The sequence below is a fragment of the Pseudomonas sp. RIT623 genome, from assembly GCF_004519305.1.
Taxonomy (GTDB): Bacteria; Pseudomonadota; Gammaproteobacteria; order Pseudomonadales; family Pseudomonadaceae; genus Aquipseudomonas.
The window spans coordinates 118,312-140,206 of the sequence record NZ_SOZA01000008.1 but is presented as its reverse complement, the minus strand read 5'-3'; the positions used below and the strand labels follow the sequence as shown (position 1 = coordinate 140,206).

At 60.6% G+C, this 21,895-nt stretch carries 18 protein-coding genes; 8 read left to right on the top strand and 10 right to left on the bottom strand.

Annotated elements, in window-relative coordinates; all coding sequences use genetic code 11:
* Positions 1-112 precede the first annotated feature (112 nt).
* Positions 113-892 (top strand): HNH endonuclease, encoded by a 780-nt coding sequence (locus E3U47_RS08405; RefSeq protein WP_134690703.1) that lies wholly within the window; start codon positions 113-115, stop codon positions 890-892.
* Between the two features lie 121 nt (positions 893-1,013).
* Here E3U47_RS08405 and E3U47_RS08400 read toward each other — a convergent pair whose 3' ends face one another.
* Positions 1,014-1,301, bottom strand: a complete 288-nt coding sequence (locus tag E3U47_RS08400) for a hypothetical protein (protein ID WP_134690701.1) — start codon at positions 1,299-1,301, stop codon at positions 1,014-1,016.
* Between the two features lie 138 nt (positions 1,302-1,439).
* Between E3U47_RS08400 and E3U47_RS08395 the strand changes: the two genes are divergently transcribed.
* Positions 1,440-4,055 (top strand): UvrD-helicase domain-containing protein, encoded by a 2,616-nt coding sequence (locus E3U47_RS08395; protein ID WP_134690699.1) that lies wholly within the window; start codon positions 1,440-1,442, stop codon positions 4,053-4,055.
* A 628-nt stretch (positions 4,056-4,683) separates the two neighbouring features.
* Here E3U47_RS08395 and E3U47_RS08385 read toward each other — a convergent pair.
* The 6 genes from E3U47_RS08385 to E3U47_RS08360 form a co-directional block, all read right to left on the bottom strand.
* A complete protein-coding gene (locus E3U47_RS08385; protein ID WP_134690697.1) occupies positions 4,684-5,304 on the bottom strand; it encodes a dTMP kinase in 621 nt (206 codons plus the stop codon).
* 57 nt (positions 5,305-5,361) lie between these two features.
* Entirely contained in the window at positions 5,362-5,787 is a 426-nt protein-coding gene (locus tag E3U47_RS08380; RefSeq protein ID WP_134690695.1) for a hypothetical protein, read from the bottom strand.
* Between the two features lie 74 nt (positions 5,788-5,861).
* Positions 5,862-7,997 carry a hypothetical protein gene (locus E3U47_RS08375; RefSeq protein WP_134690693.1) on the bottom strand — a complete coding sequence of 712 codons (2,136 nt, stop codon included), beginning with the start codon at positions 7,995-7,997 and terminating at the stop codon, positions 5,862-5,864.
* On the bottom strand, positions 7,984-9,186 hold the full coding sequence (locus E3U47_RS08370) for a DUF3142 domain-containing protein (protein ID WP_134690691.1): 1,203 nt from the start codon (positions 9,184-9,186) through the stop codon (positions 7,984-7,986). The genes E3U47_RS08375 and E3U47_RS08370 overlap by 14 nt, the downstream gene beginning before the upstream one ends.
* An 88-nt stretch (positions 9,187-9,274) precedes the next feature.
* Positions 9,275-10,171: a class I SAM-dependent methyltransferase gene (locus E3U47_RS08365; RefSeq protein ID WP_134690689.1), complete on the bottom strand. Its 897-nt coding sequence runs from the start codon at positions 10,169-10,171 to the stop codon at positions 9,275-9,277.
* Positions 10,172-10,393: 222 nt separating this feature from the next.
* Positions 10,394-10,747 (bottom strand): hypothetical protein, encoded by a 354-nt coding sequence (locus E3U47_RS08360; RefSeq protein ID WP_134690687.1) that lies wholly within the window; start codon positions 10,745-10,747, stop codon positions 10,394-10,396.
* Positions 10,748-11,133: 386 nt separating this feature from the next.
* Between E3U47_RS08360 and E3U47_RS08355 the strand changes: the two genes are divergently transcribed.
* The 6 genes from E3U47_RS08355 (at position 11,134) to E3U47_RS08330 (ending at position 16,214) form a co-directional block, all read left to right on the top strand.
* The gene (locus tag E3U47_RS08355; protein ID WP_134690685.1) at positions 11,134-11,910 is read left to right on the top strand and encodes an ABC transporter substrate-binding protein; all 777 of its coding nucleotides are present in this window, start codon (positions 11,134-11,136) and stop codon (positions 11,908-11,910) included.
* Between the two features lie 12 nt (positions 11,911-11,922).
* A complete protein-coding gene (locus tag E3U47_RS08350) occupies positions 11,923-12,612 on the top strand; it encodes an ABC transporter permease (RefSeq protein ID WP_134690683.1) in 690 nt (229 codons plus the stop codon).
* A gap of 10 nt (positions 12,613-12,622) precedes the next feature.
* Positions 12,623-13,321, top strand: coding sequence for an ABC transporter permease (locus E3U47_RS08345; protein WP_134690681.1), 699 nt, complete (start codon positions 12,623-12,625; stop codon positions 13,319-13,321).
* A gap of 9 nt (positions 13,322-13,330) precedes the next feature.
* A complete protein-coding gene (locus E3U47_RS08340) occupies positions 13,331-14,443 on the top strand; it encodes a succinylglutamate desuccinylase/aspartoacylase family protein (RefSeq protein ID WP_134690679.1) in 1,113 nt (370 codons plus the stop codon).
* Between the two features lie 19 nt (positions 14,444-14,462).
* Positions 14,463-15,227, top strand: a complete 765-nt coding sequence (locus tag E3U47_RS08335; RefSeq protein ID WP_134690678.1) for an ABC transporter ATP-binding protein — start codon at positions 14,463-14,465, stop codon at positions 15,225-15,227.
* Positions 15,228-15,308: 81 nt separating this feature from the next.
* Positions 15,309-16,214, top strand: coding sequence for a MurR/RpiR family transcriptional regulator (locus E3U47_RS08330; protein ID WP_134690676.1), 906 nt, complete (start codon positions 15,309-15,311; stop codon positions 16,212-16,214).
* 203 nt (positions 16,215-16,417) lie between these two features.
* Here the strand turns inward: E3U47_RS08330 and E3U47_RS08325 are convergent, their stop codons facing one another.
* From E3U47_RS08325 to E3U47_RS08315, 3 genes are all read right to left on the bottom strand, one after another.
* The gene (locus tag E3U47_RS08325; RefSeq protein WP_134690674.1) at positions 16,418-19,261 is read right to left on the bottom strand and encodes an RHS repeat domain-containing protein; all 2,844 of its coding nucleotides are present in this window, start codon (positions 19,259-19,261) and stop codon (positions 16,418-16,420) included.
* Between the two features lie 200 nt (positions 19,262-19,461).
* Positions 19,462-20,478, bottom strand: coding sequence for a cytochrome d ubiquinol oxidase subunit II (cydB, locus tag E3U47_RS08320; protein ID WP_134690672.1), 1,017 nt, complete (start codon positions 20,476-20,478; stop codon positions 19,462-19,464).
* A 14-nt stretch (positions 20,479-20,492) separates the two neighbouring features.
* Positions 20,493-21,884, bottom strand: coding sequence for a cytochrome ubiquinol oxidase subunit I (locus tag E3U47_RS08315; protein ID WP_134690670.1), 1,392 nt, complete (start codon positions 21,882-21,884; stop codon positions 20,493-20,495).
* Positions 21,885-21,895: the final 11 nt, after the last annotated feature.

Sequence of the window (21,895 nt, the reverse complement as noted above, 5' to 3'; positions counted from 1 at the left end):
CTTTGATGGCCGTGTGGCCGTATGCTATAAGCGAAGCGCTAACGTTGTCGACTCCGTCACGCTCCGTACGTCCCTCACCACTCCTTTGGCATTCCACGCACAGGATCTGCGTATGACTACTCCCTACTACCCAAGCCGCAAATCGTTCATAGAGTCCTTGGGTGCGACGTGTAACAACTGGACGTGGAGCTGGTCGTTTGTGAATCACCAGGAGCGCAAGATCATTTTTGGCGCGTGGGATATCCATATAACTGGCGGTCGTTCACTCCTCCTCAGCGAGGATTGGGAAGTCGAGAACGGGCGTCGCAACCATGGTTACTCGCAGAGCGTCGAGCATCTCAGGTTGGTTGGAGAGGAAGGATACGAACTCTATACGTTCAAGATTACACACTCGGATGAGCGCCAGGATGAGGACGGTGCTGGCCCTGCAAAGATCAAAAATTTTGAGCGATCCATCACGCGTAAATGGTTATTGAAGCAGGATGGCGACTGGTTTGCGCACGACGAGCCGCCGATGCCTGCGCTCCCTGAAGAGGTCAGTCAGCCCGAGCTGTACCTTGAGGGCGCTGTCCGAGAGGTAACGGTTAATGCCTATGAGCGTAGCGCTCAGGCTCGGGCAGCATGTATTGAACACTACAAAGCGGTTTGCTTTGCGTGCAAATTTGACTTCGGACTGGCTTATGGCGAGGTTGCTGAAGGGCTCATCCATGTTCACCACATCGTTCCTCTGAGTACGATCGGCGCAGAGTACAAGCTCGATCCAATAAAGGATTTGATCCCGCTGTGCCCGAATTGCCATGCGGTGGTGCATCGTGGATCGGAGGTTATGAGCATTGCGAAGCTTAAAGAGCACCTGGATGAAGCAAAGAGGCGCTCTGCCCCTGCGGCCTGACCTCATGGTTCGTAACACGTTTTTTGGAATGTAACATGGCTGATGTTACATTCCAGAAACTACGTTACAACCCCCTACCCTCGGGCTTCTGCACGAGAGTCACTCCCTCTGCTTCGCAAGCCTATTCATCAGCCATCGCTGCGAGGTACCCGGCGATCTGAAGATTCTCGATCAGCCATAGCGCATCCACAATACTGAAAGCAAACGCTCGGTTGTCGATGCTGATGCATGGAAGGCTAATTTCTTCATCTAGCGCTATGCAAACCCTATGATACCTAGATCCGCTGCTGGGATTTTTGTCTTGACACATGCAAACATTGAGAAAATGCCCCGCCCTTTGCTCGTGATCAATCATCAGCGGCAGCGGCAGCGGCAGCTTCCATGTGTCATCGTGCGGGCTTCTGCTCATTCAAGACCTTGAGGTCAGAAACATGCTTCCAAAGCCGCTCGAATCATGATATCAAAAACATGGCCATAAAGGACTGCGCCGTCAATCATTGCGCAGCTTTGTAATCCAAGCCTTACCACCACTCCTTTCGAGCGCGTAATGACCAATATCAGATATGTGGAACACAAGGATTTTCGTTCTAACATCCAGCAGATGGTGAAGGCCGGCGGTTCAAGCCAGAAGGCCGCGCAAGATGTCCAAGCAATGTTTGGACGAATTGCCCTCGATGAAGACCCATTCACGGGCATGAAGACAACTAATTTTGGCGAAAGCCGTATAGACAAATGTATAAAATATGACCTGACAGGCAGGTCGAGGTTAGTTACAGTTCAAGACGACAATGTCGTGTTTTTTCTTTTTTTTGGCAATCATGAGGATACGGATGCCTGGCTCAAACGACATACCGACGTAAAATTTAGCGTCAGTAACCAAGGCGTCGTAAATTTTGTCCCCGCTTCCGCAAGCACTCAAGAGAGACTCTCACTGGGTGGAGGATTATCTTTTCACTCGGAGCCATTATTCACATTGTTCGACCCGGCAGATCTCTTTGATCGTGCAGTAAATGGCTTATCAAGAGCGCTATGCAGAGAAATTGAACAGCTGACTGGCGCCCACACCGAACAAGAAATTTATCAAGTCGCGATCAAGGTCGATGACGAAGAGCATTCAAAGGCCTTATTTGATGCACTGATTCTGGTTCGATCCGATAATATTCTTGCTGCAAATGAGCGTCTAAGGCTTTATGTTGGCGATAGTCGAGAAATTGACGAGCTTCCAGCAGAGGAAGTGCAATCAGTAAAATTTGGAGACGCACTCATTGAATTCAGGCCGCATGATGAGGAGTTCTTGGCAAGAGCTGATCAAGTCATGATGGGTGGTGATTATAAAGCTTGGATGTTATTCATGCATCCGGAGCAGGAAAAGATTGCTACAGCTAACTTTAATGGGCCGGCGAAGCTTATCGGCGTCTCAGGATCAGGAAAGACCTGCGTGGTGGTTCGTCGTGCTATTTGGCTGGCAAACAAAAATCCAAATGAGCGGATTTTGGTGATCACTCTAAACAAGCCACTAGCGCACCTAATTGAGAATTTGGTCAAAGACGCAGCTCCTGCTGATTTATGTAGCCGGATCGATGTGCTTCCATTCTTCAAGCTCTGCCAAAATCTTCTTTCCGACTTCGAGCCGGAACATCAGAAAATTTATGATGACAAAACCTGGAAAAGTGAGGAGCATATTGATGAGATCTGGACGGAATTTTATCGGTGCGAACTTAACAATAGCGATGCAAAGGTTTTGCTCCCAATTCATAAGACTCTAATTCAACGCGGGATAAATTCAGAGCATTATATCCGTGAGGAATTTGATTGGATTCGATCCGCCCTTCCCAAAGAACGCCGAGAAGAATACTTAAAAACCGAGCGTGAAGGTCGAGTAATTCCATTTGATGGCGAAACGCGCTCATTGATTCTTCAAGGCCTTGATAGTTGGGAGAAGAAGATGAGGGATATCGGGATTTGCGACTACCTCGGCCTTGCCACCGAGCTATACAAGCATAAGAACAATTTCAAAGCCGTATACAAGTCAATCATCATAGACGAATGCCAGGACTTTGGCACGATTGAACTTGACATAATCCGCGCCCTTACCCCGATCGCGCAAAACGATATTTTTCTATGCGGCGATGCTGCGCAACAAGTTAAAACCAAAAGACAGAGCATGAGACTGGCTGGTATTGAGTGCAGCAACAGATCACTGAGCCTGAAGAAAAACTACAGAAATACAAAAGATGTTCTAAAAGCTGCATTCCACATCTTAAAGCTGCATTATAGCCTAGAGCACCAATCTGTAGAAGATTATGAATTCCTAGACCCTGAGCTGGCAGATCGTAGCGGAACAACTCCTCTTATTTTGGAGGCCAAGTCACTGCGGCAAGAATTTGCTTTCGCACTGAGCTATCTTCGTAAAGAAATTTTGAATCACCCAGGACGGAAAGCCTGCATCGCCTACTGCGGGTTTACAAGCTACGAGGTCGACACATTAGCAAAACGGACGGGACTTCCATTGCTTGATGGCGGGCTTGACCTTGATACAAGCGATATTTTCGTATCCGACCTTGAACAAACCAAAGGTTTTGAATTCGACTACATGGTGATCTTGAATTGTTCAAGCGATGTGTTGCCAGATCAAACTGCCCCGAAAGAGGAGCAATTCCGAGATATTTCTAAATTTTATGTGGCCATGACGAGAACTAAGCACCAGCTTGTACTCTCTCACAGTTCAGACATAAGCAACCTGTTGTCTGATAGCGACGACTACTTTGTCCATGACTCGTGGGAGAACTGGCTGGAGGCGCCTGAAAGCGACAAAAATGCATACGAGCCAATCAGGTTGGAAGTCAACCGAAGCGTTGGTAGTGAAAATTCTCTATCACTGTGCGGCGCTGATTTCATCTATCACACTGACGCTATCGGTCTTAACGCTAGAAGCATTGAGGTAATCATGAGCCTTGTCGATGGAAAAGGTTTGCGAGACAGGAGGGGCGCAAAAAAATGGAAAACCGTAGGGCAGATGCTTTCTGACATGGCGGCAGACATTAGGGTTAAAAACATTCTTGGCCCGATCGCATACGAAGACATCAAAAAGGCAAAGTTCTCAAAGAAATCGGAAGCCCTATCTCGAACCGTGGAACTAACAAAGCTAACATGGAGTCGGTAACACTGAAATACTCTAAAGGCATTTCTTAATTTTTACCCGTAGCTTGACTTTGTATCTATGTTTATCGCAAACTTATAACAAAGGAGGCCTTCAGCGACGAAGGCCTCCATGGTATGTATGGCGGAATCAAAAATGTGCATCTATTTTTGCAGTCTTTCGGTCAACGACTTCGATACATTAGAAGAAACGTCACTTATTTCTCCCATTCGCTAAGGAATTTCTCCAAATCATCAGAATGCGGGCTAGCTTCTACTCGTAGGATTCTCGGCTCACTTCTGTAAAACGCTCCAGTCACGGCGCCGGAATTGATTGGAAGTCTAATATTTTGCGGCCCGAGGGGTGATTCGACCTTTTGACGAGCATGAGGAGGTGCGTACAAGACGGAGCCAAAGTACGCAGATCGCGGGAGAGAGCCCAAAGCAGCCGTCTGAACCGGCGTTCTCGTTCAATCAGATCGCCCATGGTCTACTCCCCCTCGCTTGGTAAGGTCGTCGATGGGCAAGCCAGGCAGGGTCACCGCCATCCATGAGACAAAACCCTGCACATCATCAGACTTCAAGAATTCATCACGATTCATCCATTGCTCCGAGTCGTTTCTGCAAGAGGCACTCGCCAGTGAACAATAATTTTAATCCTGCGTTGCAAACATCCGCCGAATCTGCGCCACCACCTGCATCGTCGCTTCTTCCAGGCTCCCTTCGTTGCGACACAACACCCATCCTTGTTCCGCAGCCACGCGCTCGAACGCCTCGGTACACGCCACATGTTCATCGAACGCATGCATCACCGTGCTGCGCAATCCACTGTTGCGTGCCGTCGCCCTGGCCCAGGAAATCTCCGGCGCCGTGACAACCCCCACATGCACATCCGGCACCCGCACATTGCGCTCGATGTTCATCTGCAAGATCTCGGCAAACGGCACCAACCGGCGAAACGCGGCATCGGACGGATACCAGCGATCGATCAGGATGATGCTGCCAGCCGGCTGCTGAGGCAGCACCTGCTGCGAGATCCAGGCGCGGCTATCGGCCAGGCGCTGACAAACCCGCAGTTCCAGTTCACGACAAGGGTCCCTGACGAACTGGTTTACCAGCGCCATGGTTTCTGCCCTGTAGGGATCGCGGTTTCTCTCGCTGATGCGAATCACCATCCTGTTGTCTGCCCGCAGCACCTGGGTGACGGTCTCCAGCAAGGTGGTCTTGCCGGTACCCTTGGGCCCATCCAGCGAAATGAACAGCGATCGACTCATGTTTAAGGCAACACTCGGGCAGGCATGGGAAAGCACTTAAGGTAAAAGGTTGCGCCGCTACATCAGGCAGTAATACTCGCTGGCCTCGGCGACGATCTGGCGTGCGGTATTGTACAGCCTGGCTTGCGGCGTCAATGCCATGGAGCGTGCCTCGAGCACATAACGTTGGCCAGCCTGGAAATGCGGGTATTGCAGGGTCAGGTAACACTGGCGCACGGTCGTGCCGTCCATCAGGCCCATGCCGCCGCCACCGTTTGCCTCGTAATCGAAGCGCACCACCAGTTCATGGCTGCCGGGGCTGACCTGGAAGAAACGACCTTCGCTCAGACGCTGTCGGTCCAGGCGTTCGGCCAGCAGCACGCGGTCGTTGGGGAACGGCATCGACAAGTCGACCCAGGCCATCTGCGGGTCGGCGGCGGGCATGGGCGCCTGGCACGCGGGCGTCGCGCTGATGGCGAGCAACAACAGCATCAACCTGCGCATGATCAGCACCCCTGCGCTCGGCGCGTCTGGCTCAACCACAGCTTCAGTCTAGTTGAGCCATTCCCGCCCTCCTCCTACGCCTTCGACTTGCGCCGGCGCAGCCACAGCCAGGTCAGACCGGCCAAGACCACCAAGCCGGCCGGCAGCACCTGCGCCTTGTAGGGCCGCAGCGTGGTGCGCGCCTGGTCCAGTGATTCGGTCAGGTAACGCTTGTTGGCCTGGTCGAACCTGGGCTGTTCGCACTGTTTGCCGAAATCTTCCGCCCACATCACGAAAGGCCCTTGCTGGACATAACGTTTGTACAGGGCGATTTCCTGGTCGCTGCCCGCCACCCAGCCTGCCGCCGTGCACAGCACCGCCGCGAAGGCCTGGCTGCTGTGGGGCAACTGGTCCGCGGCCTGGCTGGCCAGGTCGGCGGCGATATAACGGTAGTGGTAACGCGCGTCAGGCTTGGCTGCGCTCGCCAGTTGACGCTGCAGCTCGCCCGCGCCAATGAAAGGTCCTGGCTTTAGTTCGGCGCTGCCGAGGCTGTAGCTGCCGCCCAGCCAGGCATAGTCCGGTGCCATTTCGTAACCGAGAATCTCCATGCCCGCCGTGCGCGCCAGGGTTGCCGCCGCGTACAGCGCTTCGGCGCGGCCAGTGGCGGTCCAGCGCGAGTTGGCGTCCTGGCGGTTCTGACCATAAGCCTTGGCGTCGGCTTGCAACTGCGGCGTGGCGAAATACCCGGGTGCTTCGTCGTAGCGTCCTTCACGCAGCAAGCGCCGGCCCAGCAGTTCGCGCAACTGGGTCGCCACCGGCCGGGGGACGTAGCCACCCTCCTCGGCTTGCGCCACCGGCGCGGCCGGCACCTGGGCATCGACGTAGCCCTTGAGCTCGTCGACAGTCAACACACGCTCGGCAACGTTCGCCGCATCCTGCCAGTAGATGTCCTGGCTGCGGTACAGCAAGTCGAACGCTTGCAGGTAGTCGCCGCGCTCCAGCGCCAGAATCGCGCCCTCGCCCTCGACCCGGCAACCGGGCTTGAGGCTTTCGTAGTCCCACGCAGGGGTTTGTCGCGCGCCCCACGACTCTTCACGGGGGAACGCCGCGGCAGCCTTGGCATAGGCCGCCGTGGCCTGGGCCTTGTCGCCCTCGCGCAAGGCCAGTTTGGCCCGTAGCCACCAGGCCAGGCCGGTGTCGCCTGCCTGTTGCAGGTAGTCCTTGGCCGCCGCGAAGTCACCCTGCTGGTAGCTCAGCGCCGCCAACCGGTCGGCATCGTCCAGCGGTTCGCCGACACTGGCCCGCAGCAAGGCGGGCAAGCGCTGTTCCTGGGGTGGTTGCTGGCGGTCGTAATCCCAGCCGATATGGCTGAGCAGGTAGGCGGTCAGCAGCTTGCGCGGCAGCGGTTGCTGCAACTGCACCTTCAGTTGCTCATCGGGCATGGCCACCAGTTCGTCGGCCAGTTGCCGCAATGAGCTATAGCCGCTGCCCGAGCCCAGGCGGCTCTGGTTGGCGTATAACTGCACGGCGCTGTTCCAGTCGCCGGCCAGCTTGGCCAGGCGGGCTTCCTCGCCGAGGCTGGCAACACCCAGCTCCAGCGGGTCGCTGAACCCCTCGGCGCTGAGCGCCCGGGCCTGCTGGAACGCCTGCCGGGCCTGGGCTTGAAGCGTCTGCGCGGCATCGCCGGCCGCCTCGCTCTGGGCGGCCAGGGCGCGTCCCCGTGAATACGCCGCCCAGGTACTGCGCAGCTTGCGTTGCTCGGCGGGCAAGGCCAGCACCTGGGCGAAATAATCCGCCGCCAGGCCATGCTCGTCGGTGTCGAAGGCTACCGCGCCCGCCAGGTACAGGCGCAGCTCAGCGGGTAGATCGACGCCCTGCTCCATTACCTGTCGAGGGTCGTGCAGGCTACGCAACTGCGCGACTTTCGCCTGCAGCGGCGCTGGCAGCTCGCTGGCCTCGGCCTGGCTGCGTTGCTCGCGATAAGGCCGTGCGTTGTCGTCACTGTCCCAGTACGGGGTCAGGGTGATGTCGGTGGTGGGTTTGAGCCCCGCCACCTGCTGGCCAAGGCGGTTGACTTCGAAGGCAAAGTTGCCTTCTGGCAACTCGGCCAGGGTTTGCGCGCGGTCACCCAGCAACTGCATCGGGAAGTCGGGGCCGCAGGCCAGCGCTGCGCCGGCAGGCAGGCTCAGGGACAGCGCCAGCAGGCGCCGGGGCCAGTTAGGGGTAGACATTCCACGCTCCTTGATCGATGCCATGGCAGCGTGCCCAGCCAAGGGCGCGCCGGCCGCCAGCGGCGACGCGCGCGCTGGACTGGCGGTTGAAAAACAGATGTTCGCGGGACTGCTGCAGGCGGTAGCCGTTCACGGCGTCCGCGGTGTCGCACAGCTCGACGGCAAGGGCCACCTGGGCGGGCAACGGCAAGTCGAGGTTGCCGACGTTGGCCAGGCTGATGTCGTACAGCCCCGCCTGCTCCGACAGCTCGACCCGCCACTGGCTGGCGAGCACTTCGCCGCGCGCCACGGCCTTGAGGGTGGTCAGGCTCCAGGCGCGGCGGTCGCCGGGCAGCGGCAGACGGAACCAGATCAGCCCGGCCAGGTGGGCAGGTGGCTGTTTGCGCAGTTGCCGACCCAGGTCGACCAACTGCTGCGGATCGGCCAGCAGCTCGTGGCGCTCGCCGGCACGGTTCAAGGGGACTTCGCTTTCCACCACCGGCGCGCCACCGCTGTCAGGCAGCAGCGCAACGCCATAGGCGGGCAAGGCCAGGTAGAAGGGTTTGTCGCTGACGCGGCTCCAGCGTTTGGCCCATTGCCTGGCCTGAATCGGATCGAACAGGCCACGGCGCGGGTCGCTGACCGCGTGTACCTGCAGCACGCTGCTGTCCACCGCCTGCAACAACTTCACCAGGTGCGGGCTGGCGAGCCAGGCTGGCAAGGCGGTGATGCTGAGTTTCATCGCGGGCGGCAGTTGTTCGCGCAGGTTCACGAGGAAGGCGGTATACCCAGGCAAGCGGGCGCTGGCGCTGTCATGGTCGATCTCCAGCCCCTCTGGGATCACGCCGGCGGCTTGCCAGTCCGCCAGCAGCCGAGCGATCTGGGCTTGGGCGGCCTGCAGGTCAAGCGCGGGAAGCTGGCCGTCCAGGCGCACCACCGCGATCAGCGGGCGGCCATCAGCCTTGAGCCGGGGCAGGTCGACCAGCGCCCTGCTCCACCCCGCCTTGGGCTGGGCCTGCAGCGCCAGCACCCTGAGGGTCGAGAAATCCGCCCGGCTGTCGGCCAGGGCCTGGGCGTGGGCCGGGCGCCATTGGCGCTGCCAGATATACAGTTGCTGGTCCAGGGGCGGCGCGGGGTCTGGCTGGCAGCCGGCGAGCGCGGCGAGAACGAAACAGCCAAGCAGGCGGCGCACGGGCGACTTGGTGGGCATACAGTCCTTTGTCTGGCGCGGTTTAGCGCCGTTGCGAGGAGGCGATAGTACCTCAACGCAGCACCCAGCGAACACATCGCGACTAGGCTCAGGCCGGCCGACTCAGCAACAGGTAGATGACGTTGCGGTACGGGTCGTAATAAAGGCAGGTGTGCGGCGATGCGCCCCGGGGTATGAACGCCCTCATCTGCTCACGGGAGCGCACCACCAGGTTCCAGTCCATGAAAGCCTCCATGTAGCCGCGCCCCCAGTTGTCGATGGTGAAGTTGGCGATCAGCAGCTTTCCCCCTGGGTTGAGCATGGCCATCAGCCAGGCCGTGAGCTGACTTGCCTGGCTGCTGGTGAGGTAGTCATAAATGCCGATGCTGTAGATGAAGTCGAAACCGCTGTGCTCATCTCGCGCGGGCAGTTGCTTGAGGTTGCAGTGCCATGGCGTGATCTCGGGGGCGCCTCGCCTGGCCTCGTCCAGGGTCTGTGGATCGTTGTCGAGCGCGACAAAACGGCTGATACGCGCCCGGGTCGTAGGCTCGAGCAACTCCAGTTCGCGGCAGTGGCCGCAGGCAACGCTGAGGATGGACAGGGCCTGCTGTCGAAGCGCGATCTGTTCGATCAGGCCGGCGATGTGCACGCGCCGCCAGCGCACGCTGAGCGCATTCGGGCTGGCGGTCACGACGTCGAAGATGCGTTTGCCCAACGCGCTGGCATCGGCCGGCGGCTGTTGGTAGTAGGCAAAGTCCAGCATCACCGCGTCGCCCGGATAACCCCTGGGCTTGTCGTAGGCCCGCGAGGTGTAGGGGTCTTCCTTGAGCAGTTGGAAAATAGGGTGCTGGCGGCAATGGTCGATCACGGTTTCCCGCCAGAGTGTGTCGCAAAGCCCCTGTCGGTACTCGGTCAACAATTCGTTCAAACAGTTGATGGCATGCAGGTGATCGCCGTTGGCGATGTCATCCTGGAAGTTATCGAGCGCCTTGTCGAAACCTTTCATGGTCGACCTCCGCTGGGCTGCAGGTTCGAATCGCCAGCCACTTCAGCGTAGTCGAGACAGCTGCCCTCGTGCCCATCCAACGCAGGTAGTACATTTGTACTCCGGCGCTGCACACCTGGGGCGAACAGCCCCGCCTGGCAGCGTGGGCTACGATCCGCCGCGAAGCCTTGCTGAGCTAAAAATACACTCATGGCTGATGGACCGTATTTGCACAACACCACACTAGCTCCTGGCGCACATCTGCGCGGCATCGAGCAAGCGCCCATGGTCGTACCAGGCGTTGCGCTGGTACGCCGAGTACGGGTGCTGGCCACCAGTGAAGCTGACCTTGACCAGGCCGTCGGCCTTGTTCGGGTCGGTGCTGGCAACGTACAGCTCCAGGGTATCCTGGCCCTGCACCAGGAAGGTCTGTACCGAGCCTGGCAACTCACTCTTCACGCAACCCAGGTATTGCGACGGGCTTTGCGTCGTGGCGCCGAAGGTGTTGTCGTGGCCTGCGCGTATATCCGGGTCATGCGCGCAACCGGCCAGTAGCGCGCTGGCGGCCAGTGCCAGGCCTGTCATCGAGCGTTTCATGAAACCTCCGATCCCCCACGGCAAGCGCAGGACCGATATCAACCTTTTTAATAGTTAGCTCACGATTGCAAAGACTAGCCTCTGCGCGCACGGCCCGTTAGGCCAGTTGGTTATGGGGTAAAGCCTGCTCGGCACTGTCCTGCAGCCTTTGGGCAGAACCCTATGTGGCTTCGGCTGTTAGCGGTGGCACTCGCTCGTTTCAAAGATGAATCCTGGCACCGCTGGGTTGGTCGCGCCTACCGGGCCAGACCATCAGTCGCCAGCTTTGATATGTTTATTTTCATTGTATTGATTTGTGAAATTAAACGTGTCATTTTTCGTTTCACCGATGCCACCGCTGGCTACGCCAGCTGGCCGGTACCGCCCTACCCACCGGAGTCGAAAACATGAACAAGACCGGACTTCCCCTCGCGCTGGCACTCTGTGCCCTGAGCGCATTCGCCCAGGCCGAACAGGACAGCCTGCGCATCGGCATCGAGGCCGCCTACCCACCCTTCTCCTACCGCACCCCCGCCGGCGAGCTGGCCGGCTTCGACTACGACATCGGCAATGCCCTGTGCGCGCAGATGCAGGTGAAGTGCCAGTGGGTGATCCAGGAGTTCGACGGCATGATCCCGTCGTTGAAAGTGCGCAAGATCGACGCCGTGCTGTCGTCGATGTCGATTACCGAAGATCGGCTCAAGTCAGTGGACTTCACCGACCGCTACTACCACACCCCCGGCAAGTTCGCGATGAAGGCCGGCAGCCAGTTGCACAACCCGGCCGTGGAGCTCAAGGGCAAGCGGCTCGGGGTACAGCGCGCCTCCACCTACGACCGCTTCGCCACCGAGCAGCTTGAGCCGGCCGGCGTGGAGATCGTCCGCTACGCGGCGCAAAACGAGGCCTTCCTCGACCTGACCGCCGGGCGCCTGGATGCCACCCTGGCCGACAGCGTCAATACTGAGGAAAGCTTCATCAAGACCGCCGCCGGCCAAGGTTTCGCCCTGGTCGGGCCGGACATCAACGACCCGCGGTATTTCGGCCGTGGCGCCGGCATCGCCGTGCGCAAGGGCGATAGCGTCAACCTGGCGCGCTTCAACGCCGCGATCGCCGCGATCCGCGCCAACGGCACCTACCAGCAGGTGCAGAGCAAGTACTTCCCGTTCGATATCTACGGTCAATAAAGGGTGCCCATCATGCTGCATGGCTATGGATCGAGCATCCTCGATGGCGCGTGGCTGAGTATCAACCTGGCCCTGCTGGCGATGGCCGTGGCCATCGGCCTGGGCCTGTTCGGCGCGCTGTGTCGGCTGTCGCCGCTGCGCTGGCTGGCGGCCCTGGGCGAGGTCTACACCACGGTGGTGCGCGGCATTCCCGACCTGGTGCTGATCCTGCTGGTGTTCTACGGCGGCCAGGACCTGGTCAACCGCCTCGCGCTGGCCCTGGGCTACCAGCAGTACATCGACATCAACCCATTCATCGCCGGGGTCTGCACCATGGGCTTCATCTTCGGCGCCTACCTTTCGGAAACCTTCCGCGGTGCGTTCCTGGCCCTGCCCGCGGGCCAGGCCGAGGCCGGCGCCGCCTATGGCATGGCGCCCTGGCAGGTGTTCTGGCGCATCAGTTTGCCGCAAATGGTGCGCCTGGCGCTGCCGGGGTTCACCAACAACTGGCTGGTGCTGACCAAGTCGACCGCGCTGATCTCGGTGATCGGTCTGCAGGACATGATGTTCAAGGCCAAGAACGCCGCCGATGCGACTCACCAGCCGTTCACCTTCTTCCTCGCCGTGGCGGCGCTGTACCTGCTGCTGACCAGTGTCTCGCTGCTGCTGTTGAAGGGCGTGGAAAAACGTTACTCGGTGGGCCTCAAGCCTGCCGAGCTGTAAGGAGCCCGCGATGATGCTCGACTACTTGCTGATCTGGCAGAACCTGCCGCTGTACCTCAATGGCATCGCCCTGACCCTCAAGGTGCTGCTGGTGTCCCTGGCCTGCGGCCTGGCCCTGGCGATCCCGCTGGCGCTGCTGCGGGTCTCGCGCAACTGCCTGCTGCGCGCGCCGGCGTGGCTCTACACCTATGTGATCCGCGGCACGCCGATGCTGGTGCAGTTGTTCCTGATCTACTACGGCCTGGCCCAGTTCGAAGCCGTGCGCCAAAGCGTGCTGTGGCCGTACCTGTCCAGCGCGACCTTCTGCGCCTGCCTGGCCTTCGCCCTCAACACCAGTGCCTACAGCGCCGAGCTGCTGGCTGGCAGCCTGCGCGCCACGCCGCGCGGCGAGCTGGAGGCGGCGCGGGCGGTGGGCATGTCGCGCCTGACACTGTACCGGCGCATCTTGCTGCCCTCGGCGCTGCGCCGGGCCCTGCCGCAATACAGCAACGAGGTGCTGATGATGCTGCAGACCACCAGCCTGGCCTCGATCGTCACCCTGGTGGACATCACCGGCGCGGCCAAGACCTTCAACGCCCGTTATTACCTGCCCTTCGAGGCGTTCATCACCGCCGGGCTGATCTACCTGGCCCTGACCTTCATGCTGGTGCGCCTGTTCAAGCTGGCCGAGCGCCGCTGGCTGGCCTACCTGGCCCCGCGCAAGCACTAAGGAGCGTTCATGCAGCAAATCGACCACCTGTTGCCCTGGAGCGCCTGCGGCACCCAGCGCACCCTGCGCGTGCTGCGCTTTGGCTGCGGCCCTCGCAAGGCCTATATCCAGGCCTCGCTGCACGCCGACGAACTACCTGGCATGCGCGTGGCCATCGAGCTCAAGCGCCGGTTGCTCGAGCTCGAAGCCCAGGGCCGTCTGACCGGTACCCTCGAACTGGTGCCGCTGGCCAATCCGATCGGCATCGGCCAGATGTTCCAGGCCACCCACCAAGGGCGCTTCGAATTCAACAGCGGCAAGAACTTCAACCGCGATTTCCCGGCGCTGACCGAGGTCCTGGCAGCCCGCCTGGAGGGCCAGTTGGGCCACGATGGCGGGCACAACACCGAGGTCATCCGCCAGGCCATGCTGCAGAGCCTGGACGAGTTGCCGCCGGCCCAGTCCGAACTGGACGGTTTGCGCCGCCTGCTGCTGCGCCATGCCTGCGACGCCGATCTGGTGCTCGACCTGCACTGCGACTTCGAGTCGGTGATGCTGCTCTACGCCATGCCGCAGCACTGGCCGCGACTGCGCGGCCTGGCCGCGCGCCTGGGCGCCGAAGCCGCGCTGCTGGCCGAAGACGCCGGTGGCGATGCCTTCGATGAGGCCTGTGCGCTGCCCTGGCTGCGCCTGCGTGAGTACTTCCCCGAAGCCGAGATACCGCTGGCCTGCGTGGCCACCACCGTGGAGCTGCGCGGCATGGCCGATACCGAACGCGAGCGGTGCCAGGCCAGCGCCGAGCACATTATTGGCTACCTCGCCGAGCAAGGCCTGATCAGCGGTCGCTGGCCGGCGGCGCCCGAGCAGTGCTGCCAGGCCACGCCGTTCGCCGGCGCCCAGTATGCCTATGCCGAGCACCCCGGGGTGGTGAGCTACCTGCAACCGCTGGGTGCCCAGGTACGGGTTGGCGACCCGCTGTTCGAGGTCATCGACCCGCTCAGCGACCGCCACAGCGTGGTGCGAGCCAGCACCGACGGCGTGCTTTATGCCCGTGAGCGCCTGCGCTTCGCCCAGCCCGGCCTGTGGCTGGCCAAGGTCGCCGGTAACACCCCCATTCGCCAGGGTCGCTTGTTCAGCGACTGACAACCGTGAGTAGCCAAAGATGACCAAACTGCACGTACACGACCTGCATAAAAGCTATGGCGCGCATCAGGTGCTCAAAGGGGTTTCCCTGCAGGCCGGCGCCGGCGATGTGATCAGCATCATCGGTTCCAGCGGCTCGGGCAAGAGCACCTTCCTGCGCTGCATCAACCTGCTCGAGCAACCCAGCGCCGGGCAGATCCTGGTCAATGGCGAACAGCTCAAGCTGCGCCAATGCCCGCGCGGCGGCCTGCGCGCCGCCGACCCTCGGCAATTGCAGCGCCTGCGCGCGCGCCTGAGCATGGTGTTCCAGCATTTCAACCTGTGGTCGCACATGAGTGCCCTGGAAAACGTCATGGAGGCCCCGGTGCAGGTACTGGGTAGCAACCGCAAGGATGCCCGTGACAAGGCCGAGCATTATCTGGACAAGGTCGGCGTCGGCCATCGCCGCGACGCCTATCCAGCGCATATGTCCGGCGGCGAGCAGCAGCGCGTGGCGATCGCCCGGGCGCTGGCCATGGAACCGGAGGTGATGCTGTTCGACGAGCCCACTTCGGCCCTCGACCCGGAACTGGTCGGCGATGTGCTCAAGGTCATGCAGGACTTGGCCCGGGAGGGCCGCACCATGGTCGTAGTCACCCACGAAATGGGCTTTGCCCGGGAAGTCTCCAACCAGTTGCTGTTCCTCCACCAGGGCGTCGTCGAGGAGCACGGCCACCCACGGGAGGTGCTGGTCCGGCCGCGGTCCGAGCGCTTGCGCCAGTTCCTCGCCGGCAGCCTCAAGTAAGGTGCGTGGCGCTGCCTGGCAGGCCGCCACGCAGCGCCTTGGGATACACTGTCGGCCATCTTTCACGGAGCTTCGCAACGGATGTCCAGCCATTCGAAGAACACCACGGTCTACACCGCGCCGGTGATGCGCAAACTGTCCGAGAGCCTGGGCAACCTGCCACCGTCGTTGCGCAAGGTCGCCGACTACATCCTGCGCCACCCGCTCAAGGCCGCGACCTTGACCATCGAGGACATGGCTCAGGCCACCGCCACCTCGCCGGCGGCGGTCAATCGCCTGGCCAAGGCCCTCGACCTGGGCGGTTACAGCGGCATGAAGGCCGAGTTGGTGGCGACCTTGCAACAGATGGTCTCGCCAGTGGACAAGCTGCGCAACGAACTGGCCCAGCGCCCAGGCGGCGAATTTGGCCTGCACGAGCAGATCCAGAGCGCCAGCAGCAACCTGGCGACCACCGCCAGCATCAACCAGGTCGAAGCCTTCGAAGCCTTCCTCGACACCTTGATCAACGCGCGCAAGGTCTATGTACTGGGCTTTGGCAACAGCGTCTACCTGGCCGGTCTGGCGGCCTCGACCCTGGTCCCGTTCTGCCGCGACGCCTGCGCCATCAGCATGGAGGGCGGCAACGAGAATGCCGCCTACCGGCTGGCGGCGATCGGCGAGGCCGATGTGCTGCTGTCGATTGCCCTGCCGCGCTACTCCCAGGACACCCTGCAACTGTCGCGCTTTGCCATGGAGCGCAAGGCCAAGGTCCTGGCGATCACCGACTCCCCGGCATCGCCCCTGGCACCTATCGCCCATCATGTGCTGTACGCGCCTGCCGATCATCCGGTGATGACCAGTTCCAACATGGCCGTGCTGGCCTTGATCGAAGGCTTGGTGGCAGGCGTCATGGCCCGTAACAAGGAGGCGGTCAGGCTGGCAACCGAGCTCACCGAAAGCGTGATGTCGTACCTGCACGTACCCGGCGGCAAAACGGCGAGAAAGTAAGCAGGATACGCGAAGTCCGTATATTGTCGTGGCCCGCGCGTATATCCGGCTCATGCGCGACGCCAGCCAGCAGCGCGCTGGCGGCCAGTGCCTAGCACCGCGTGCACCTCTGACTAACTAATGTCCTGTCTCGTCAAATGAGAACGTATTTCCGAGACGGGACACTAGCGCCTGGGTTCATCAACGACGCAGTGCTTAAGGCGTCATTTCTTGAAGAAATCCTTGTTTCCACCCAGTAGCTTTGGCCTGTTCAATGCATTTATTTCTTTAATCTGGGTAAGCGCTTCTTTTCGGGTCTCATGTGAGAATGGAGAGTCTTCGATGTGCTCTTTTACTGTCGCGTTGACCTGATTGACAGTCTTGCCGACGGAGGTCCCTGCCCAGACCGCCTGAGCAACCGTAATGGGAATAGCTGCACCAGGTATGGCGACTTTAGCTGCCATCAATACGGCATTTCCGGCCAACCCCACCGAGGCGCCAACACGCACTGTAGATTTCGTGGTTTCCATCATTTTATCTGCCGCTTCTTTCAGTTCGTTCATCCCTTCTGGCGTAACTGAGGCAACGGTGCGAAAACCTTTAACGGCTTGAGTAATGCTCACTGGGATGTTGTTAGCAACGTCTGACGCATACGCCTTGGTCAATTTTGTTTTATTCAGCTCATCTATGCTGCCGGTCTGGCTGAATTCCGCCAGGGCCGAGAGATCCTCTTTGTGCCGCACCAGTGACTCATGTGCGGGCAACTCACCTTTGGCCAGTAAATTTTTCGCAACCTCACCTCGGCCGGAAAGATTCTCTTTTACTTGTCCAAGGACAGTACGCTCATTCTGCCGCTTAGTTTGTGCCTTGTTAAATTCATGAATTCTTTGATTTCCAAACGTGTTGGTGGAGGACTGGACGGGTTCAGCTCGGGTTTGTGATTGCTTGTAGCCTTCATAGGCCAGCATGCCGACAGCCGCGGTTCCACTGGCTGCAGCCCGCCACATGAATCCATCATTATCATATCCAGACACGGGGTTATTCCTGACCATACGATAGAGGTTGAGCCCGTCTACGGTCCCTGCTGGGTCCGCACTGAGCCAACGCCCCGCCCAATGTTGGTAGTAGCGGTAACCGTAATAATAAAGCCCGCTTGCATCCTGTTCCTTGCCGGAGTAGCGCAGTGTCTTGTAGCTTGCCTCGACCTCACTGCGCGTGGCCCACACAGCGGTACCGCCATAGGGGAAATATTCCTCCTGACTGATCACCTGACCGTGTTCATCCAGCTCCAACGCGCTGCTGCCCAACAGATCATCGAAGCTGTAGCGCGCCTGATCGTTGACAACGCCCTCTGGCTTGCCCCATGTCCAATGCAGCACCCTCACCTGCGCCCTGCCCGGCTGACCCACCGTGATTACCTGCAGGTTCTCAACGGGCTTGTCGTCACTGGTCGTGGCGTGCAGCTCCAGCCCCTCAAGGTAGAGCGTTCGCCGGGTTCGTTGGCTACTCGCGTTACTGTGCACGCTCACCTTGCTGATGCGTTGATTGTCACGGGTATAGCGATAGCTCTCGGCGTCATCGACACCCTCCTCACGGCGTATGGGTGTCACCTGCAACAAGGTCTGGCGTGGCGTCCAACGCAGCGTCTGGCCTGGCTGCAGCACGCATTGCTGGCCACCCGGCAGGAACAAGCCGTTCACCAGGGCCGGGTCTTCGGTCAACGCGCTGATGACGGCTCGGTTGCTGCTATCGCTGACGGTGAGGTCGAGGGTGTAACCATCACCGACTGCCGGGCTATGCCTAATTCGCGTCAGATTGCCTGCATTGTCGTAGTGGTAGCTACGTTCGTAACCGGTGTAGGCGCTACTGTCGGTGGGAATGGGCACGGTCGCCGGAGGCAGGGTGACGCCTTGCATGCCACGGCCAGCCATTTCCCGACCTTTGGCCCAGACCAGTTGATAGAGACTGTCGTAGCGATACAGTCGCTCGGGGAGCAGTTTCTGGTTATGCCAGAAGCGTGCGTGTTGCGCAGCGTCGCTGATGTTAAGCACGTTGCCAACTGGATCGTAAAGGTAACGCAGTTCCTGCAGCACCTTGGCCCGCGCAGCCAGGCGTTCGCTGCGGATCGCGACCAGGCGTTGCGTGCGCGGTTGGTAGGCATAGGTCGTGACCACGCCATTGCCATGCAGCTCGCGCATCTTTTGCCCAGCGGCGCTGTAGCTCACGGATTTCACGATGGCCTGCGCTGCCCCACCTTTGACGGTCAGCCAGCTTTGCGCTAGCTGGCCTGCCACGTTGTAGCGCAAGTGTTGGCGATGCCCAGCGGCATCGATGCTGCCCAGCGCCACGCCGGTGGCGTCGGTTTCGCTGAGCGTGGTGTAGGTGTCGGGGGCCAGCAGGGTCTCCCAGGCGGTACTGTCTCGCCCTTGCCAGTCGGCCACGGTGTCGGCGTTTTCGCCATCCTTCAGCAACCGTCGGCTCAGCGACAGTACAGCCCCTGTCAGTGCCGCGTTGTCGAGGGTTTCCAACCCCGCCGTATCGTAGCGGCTGGCGGGAAGGCCAGCGACGTTGCGGTTCTTGTGCGTCTCGCTGTTGTTGGCGTAGAGCACGCGCTCGGTAATACGCGCTGGCGCGGCGGCGATCTGCTCCTTGATGGCGATGAGTCGACCAGCCTGTGCTGGCGGCTCGTACTCGAATGTCCGGTTGACCGCTTGGGCGCGATCATCCAGGGTCAGTGCCTCGTCGCCGCCTATATTGCTTACCTCGAACAACGGCCGGCCCGCCGTGTCAGTCAAGGCCAGCGTGGTGCCTGCGTCGACGCTTTGGCGGCGCAGGTCGTTACCTTGCAGGTCGGTGGTGTGAATGAAATTGCTCAGGCCTTTGTCGTGCAGACGTGGATCGCCACTGCTGCGCAGAAAACCTCGGGCGTCGCGGCTCTCACGCGTGATACGCGCCTGGCCTGCCAGCGGGGTATCGGGGTGGCGATGGAAAGTGATGTGCCGAACAGGCAGGCCACGGTTGTCCGACACGGTGACTGACGGTGTGTTGTGGAAGACCTGTGCGCTCACGGCTTTCTCCCTGCTGATCTCAGCTTGGCCAGGTAGCAAAGACTATAGATCAGGCCTTTCAGCTCAGGGTGGCAGAGCATCACGCAATGGCGAAGAGGTGGCCATGATCACGAGGAGTACATAAGTACTCCTTGCAATCAAACCGCACTTTGCGCGCACAAAAGAGGGCCGCATCGCGGCCCTCTCGCTGATATCGGCACTCAGTGGTAAGCGTCCCCCGGCAGCACCTTGCCGCGGAACACGTGGTAGCTCCAGAAGGTGTAGGCCAGGATGATCGGGATGATGAACAGCGCACCGATCAGCGCGAACAGCTGGCTGGTCAGCGGCGCCGCCGCCTGCCACAGGGTCAGCGCCGGTGGCACGATATTCGGCCAGATGCTGATCGCCAGCCCCAGGTAGCCCAGGAACACCAACCCCACCACGGCCATGAACGGCAAGTGCGAGTGACGCTTGCGCAGCGCTTTCTGGATCATCACCACCGCCACCACGGCCAGTACCGCGATCAACGCCGAGCGCAGCCAGTGGCTGGCACCGAACCAGCGCTGGGCGATGTCGTCATGCAGCCAGGCGGTCCAGGCGCAGATCACCACGATCACCGCGGCCAGGGCGTAGGTCAGCGGCCGGCTGTAATGGCGCATGCGCGCCTCGAGCATGCCATCGGTCTTGATCAGCAGCCAGGTGCTGCCCAGCAGCGCATAGGTGAGCAGCAGGCCGACGCCGCAGAACAGCGGGAACGGTGCCAGCCAGTCCCAGCCGGAGCCGGCGAACTGGCGGTCGAGCACCGGGATGCCGGAGATGTAGGTGCCGATGGCCACGCCCTGGAAGAAGGTCGCCAGCACCGAGCCGCCGATGAACGCCTTGTCCCACCAGTGGCGCTTGTGCGCCTCGGCCTTGAAGCGGAACTCGAAGGCCACGCCGCGGAAGATCAGCCCGGCCAGCACCAGCACCAAGGGCAGGTACAGCGCCTCGAGGATCACCGAGTAGGCCAGCGGGAAGGCACCATACAGCGCCGCCGCGCCGAGCACCGCCCAGGTTTCGTTGCCGTCCCACACCGGGGCCACGGTGTTCATCATCACGTCGCGCTCGCGCGAGTCGCTGATCAGTGGGAAGAGAATCCCCAGGCCCAGGTCGAAACCGTCCATGATCACGTACATCATCAGGCCGAAGGCGATGATCACGCCCCAGATGATCGACAGGTCGATACCTTGAATCGTCATTGTTCAGCTCCTTCTCAGTCGGCGACGGACAGCGGGCGACGCGCGGTGGCCAGCGATTCCGGTTGTTCGGGGCTCGGCAGTTGCTCGTGCGCGACCGGGCCCTTGCGCACCAGGCGCATCATGTAGCCGATCCCCACGGTGAATACCGAGAAGTAGATGAGCACGAACAGCGCCAGGGTCAGGCTCATCTGCGCGGCGCTGTGGTTGGACGCGGCGTTGGTGGTGCGCAACATGCCGTAGACCACCCAGGGCTGGCGGCCCACTTCGGTGGTGAACCAGCCGGCCAGCAAGGCGATCAGCCCCGACGGCCCCATCAGCAGGGCGAACCAGAGGAACAGGCGATTGCGATACAGCGCGCCGTTGCGGCGCAGCACCAGGGCCAGCAGCGCACAGGCGAGCATCAGCATGCCCAGCCCGGCCATCACCCGGAAGCTCCAGAACACGATGGTCGAATTGGGCCGGTCTTCCTTGGCGAAGCTCTTGAGCGCCGGGATCTGCTTGTCCAGGCTATGGGTCAGGATCAGGCTGCCCAGGTATGGCACCTCGAGGCTGTAGCGGGTGGTCTCGGCGGCCATGTCCGGCAGGCCGAACAGCACCAGCGGCGACGCCTCGCCCGGTTTGTTCTCCCAGTGCCCTTCGATGGCGGCGATCTTCGCCGGCTGGTGCTCCAGGGTATTCAGGCCGTGGGCATCGCCGACCACCACCTGTACCGGGGTAGCGACCAGGATCATCCACATGCCCATCGACAGCATCTTGCGGATCTGCGGCGTGTTGCGCCCGCGCAGCAGGTGCCAGGCGGCGGAGGCCGAGACGAAGAACGCGGTGGAGAGGAACGCGGCCAGCGCCATGTGCGCCAGGCGGTACGGGAACGACGGGTTGAAGACGATCTTGAACCAGTCCAGCGGCACCACCCGGCCATCGACGATCTCGATGCCCTGCGGGGTTTGCATCCAGCTGTTCGAGGACAGGATCCAGAACATCGAGATCAGCGTGCCGATAGCCACCATCACCGTGGCGAAGAAGTGCAGCTTGCGCCCGACACGGTCCCAGCCGAACAGCATCACGCCGAGGAAACCGGCCTCGAGGAAGAACGCGGTGAGCACCTCGTAGGTGAGCAGCGGCCCGGTGACGCTGCCGGCGAAGTCGGAGAAACGCGCCCAGTTGGTGCCGAACTCGTACGCCATGACCAGGCCCGAGACCACGCCCATGCCGAAGTTGACGGCGAAGATCTTCGACCAGAACTTGTACAGGTCCTTGTATACCGCATTGTGGGTTTTCAGCCAGCAACCTTCGAGCACGGCCAGGAAACTGGCCAGGCCGATGGTGATGGCCGGGAAAATGATGTGAAACGAGACCGTGAAGGCGAATTGAAGCCGCGCCAGGTCCAGCGCACCCAGATTCGACATGACAATATCCT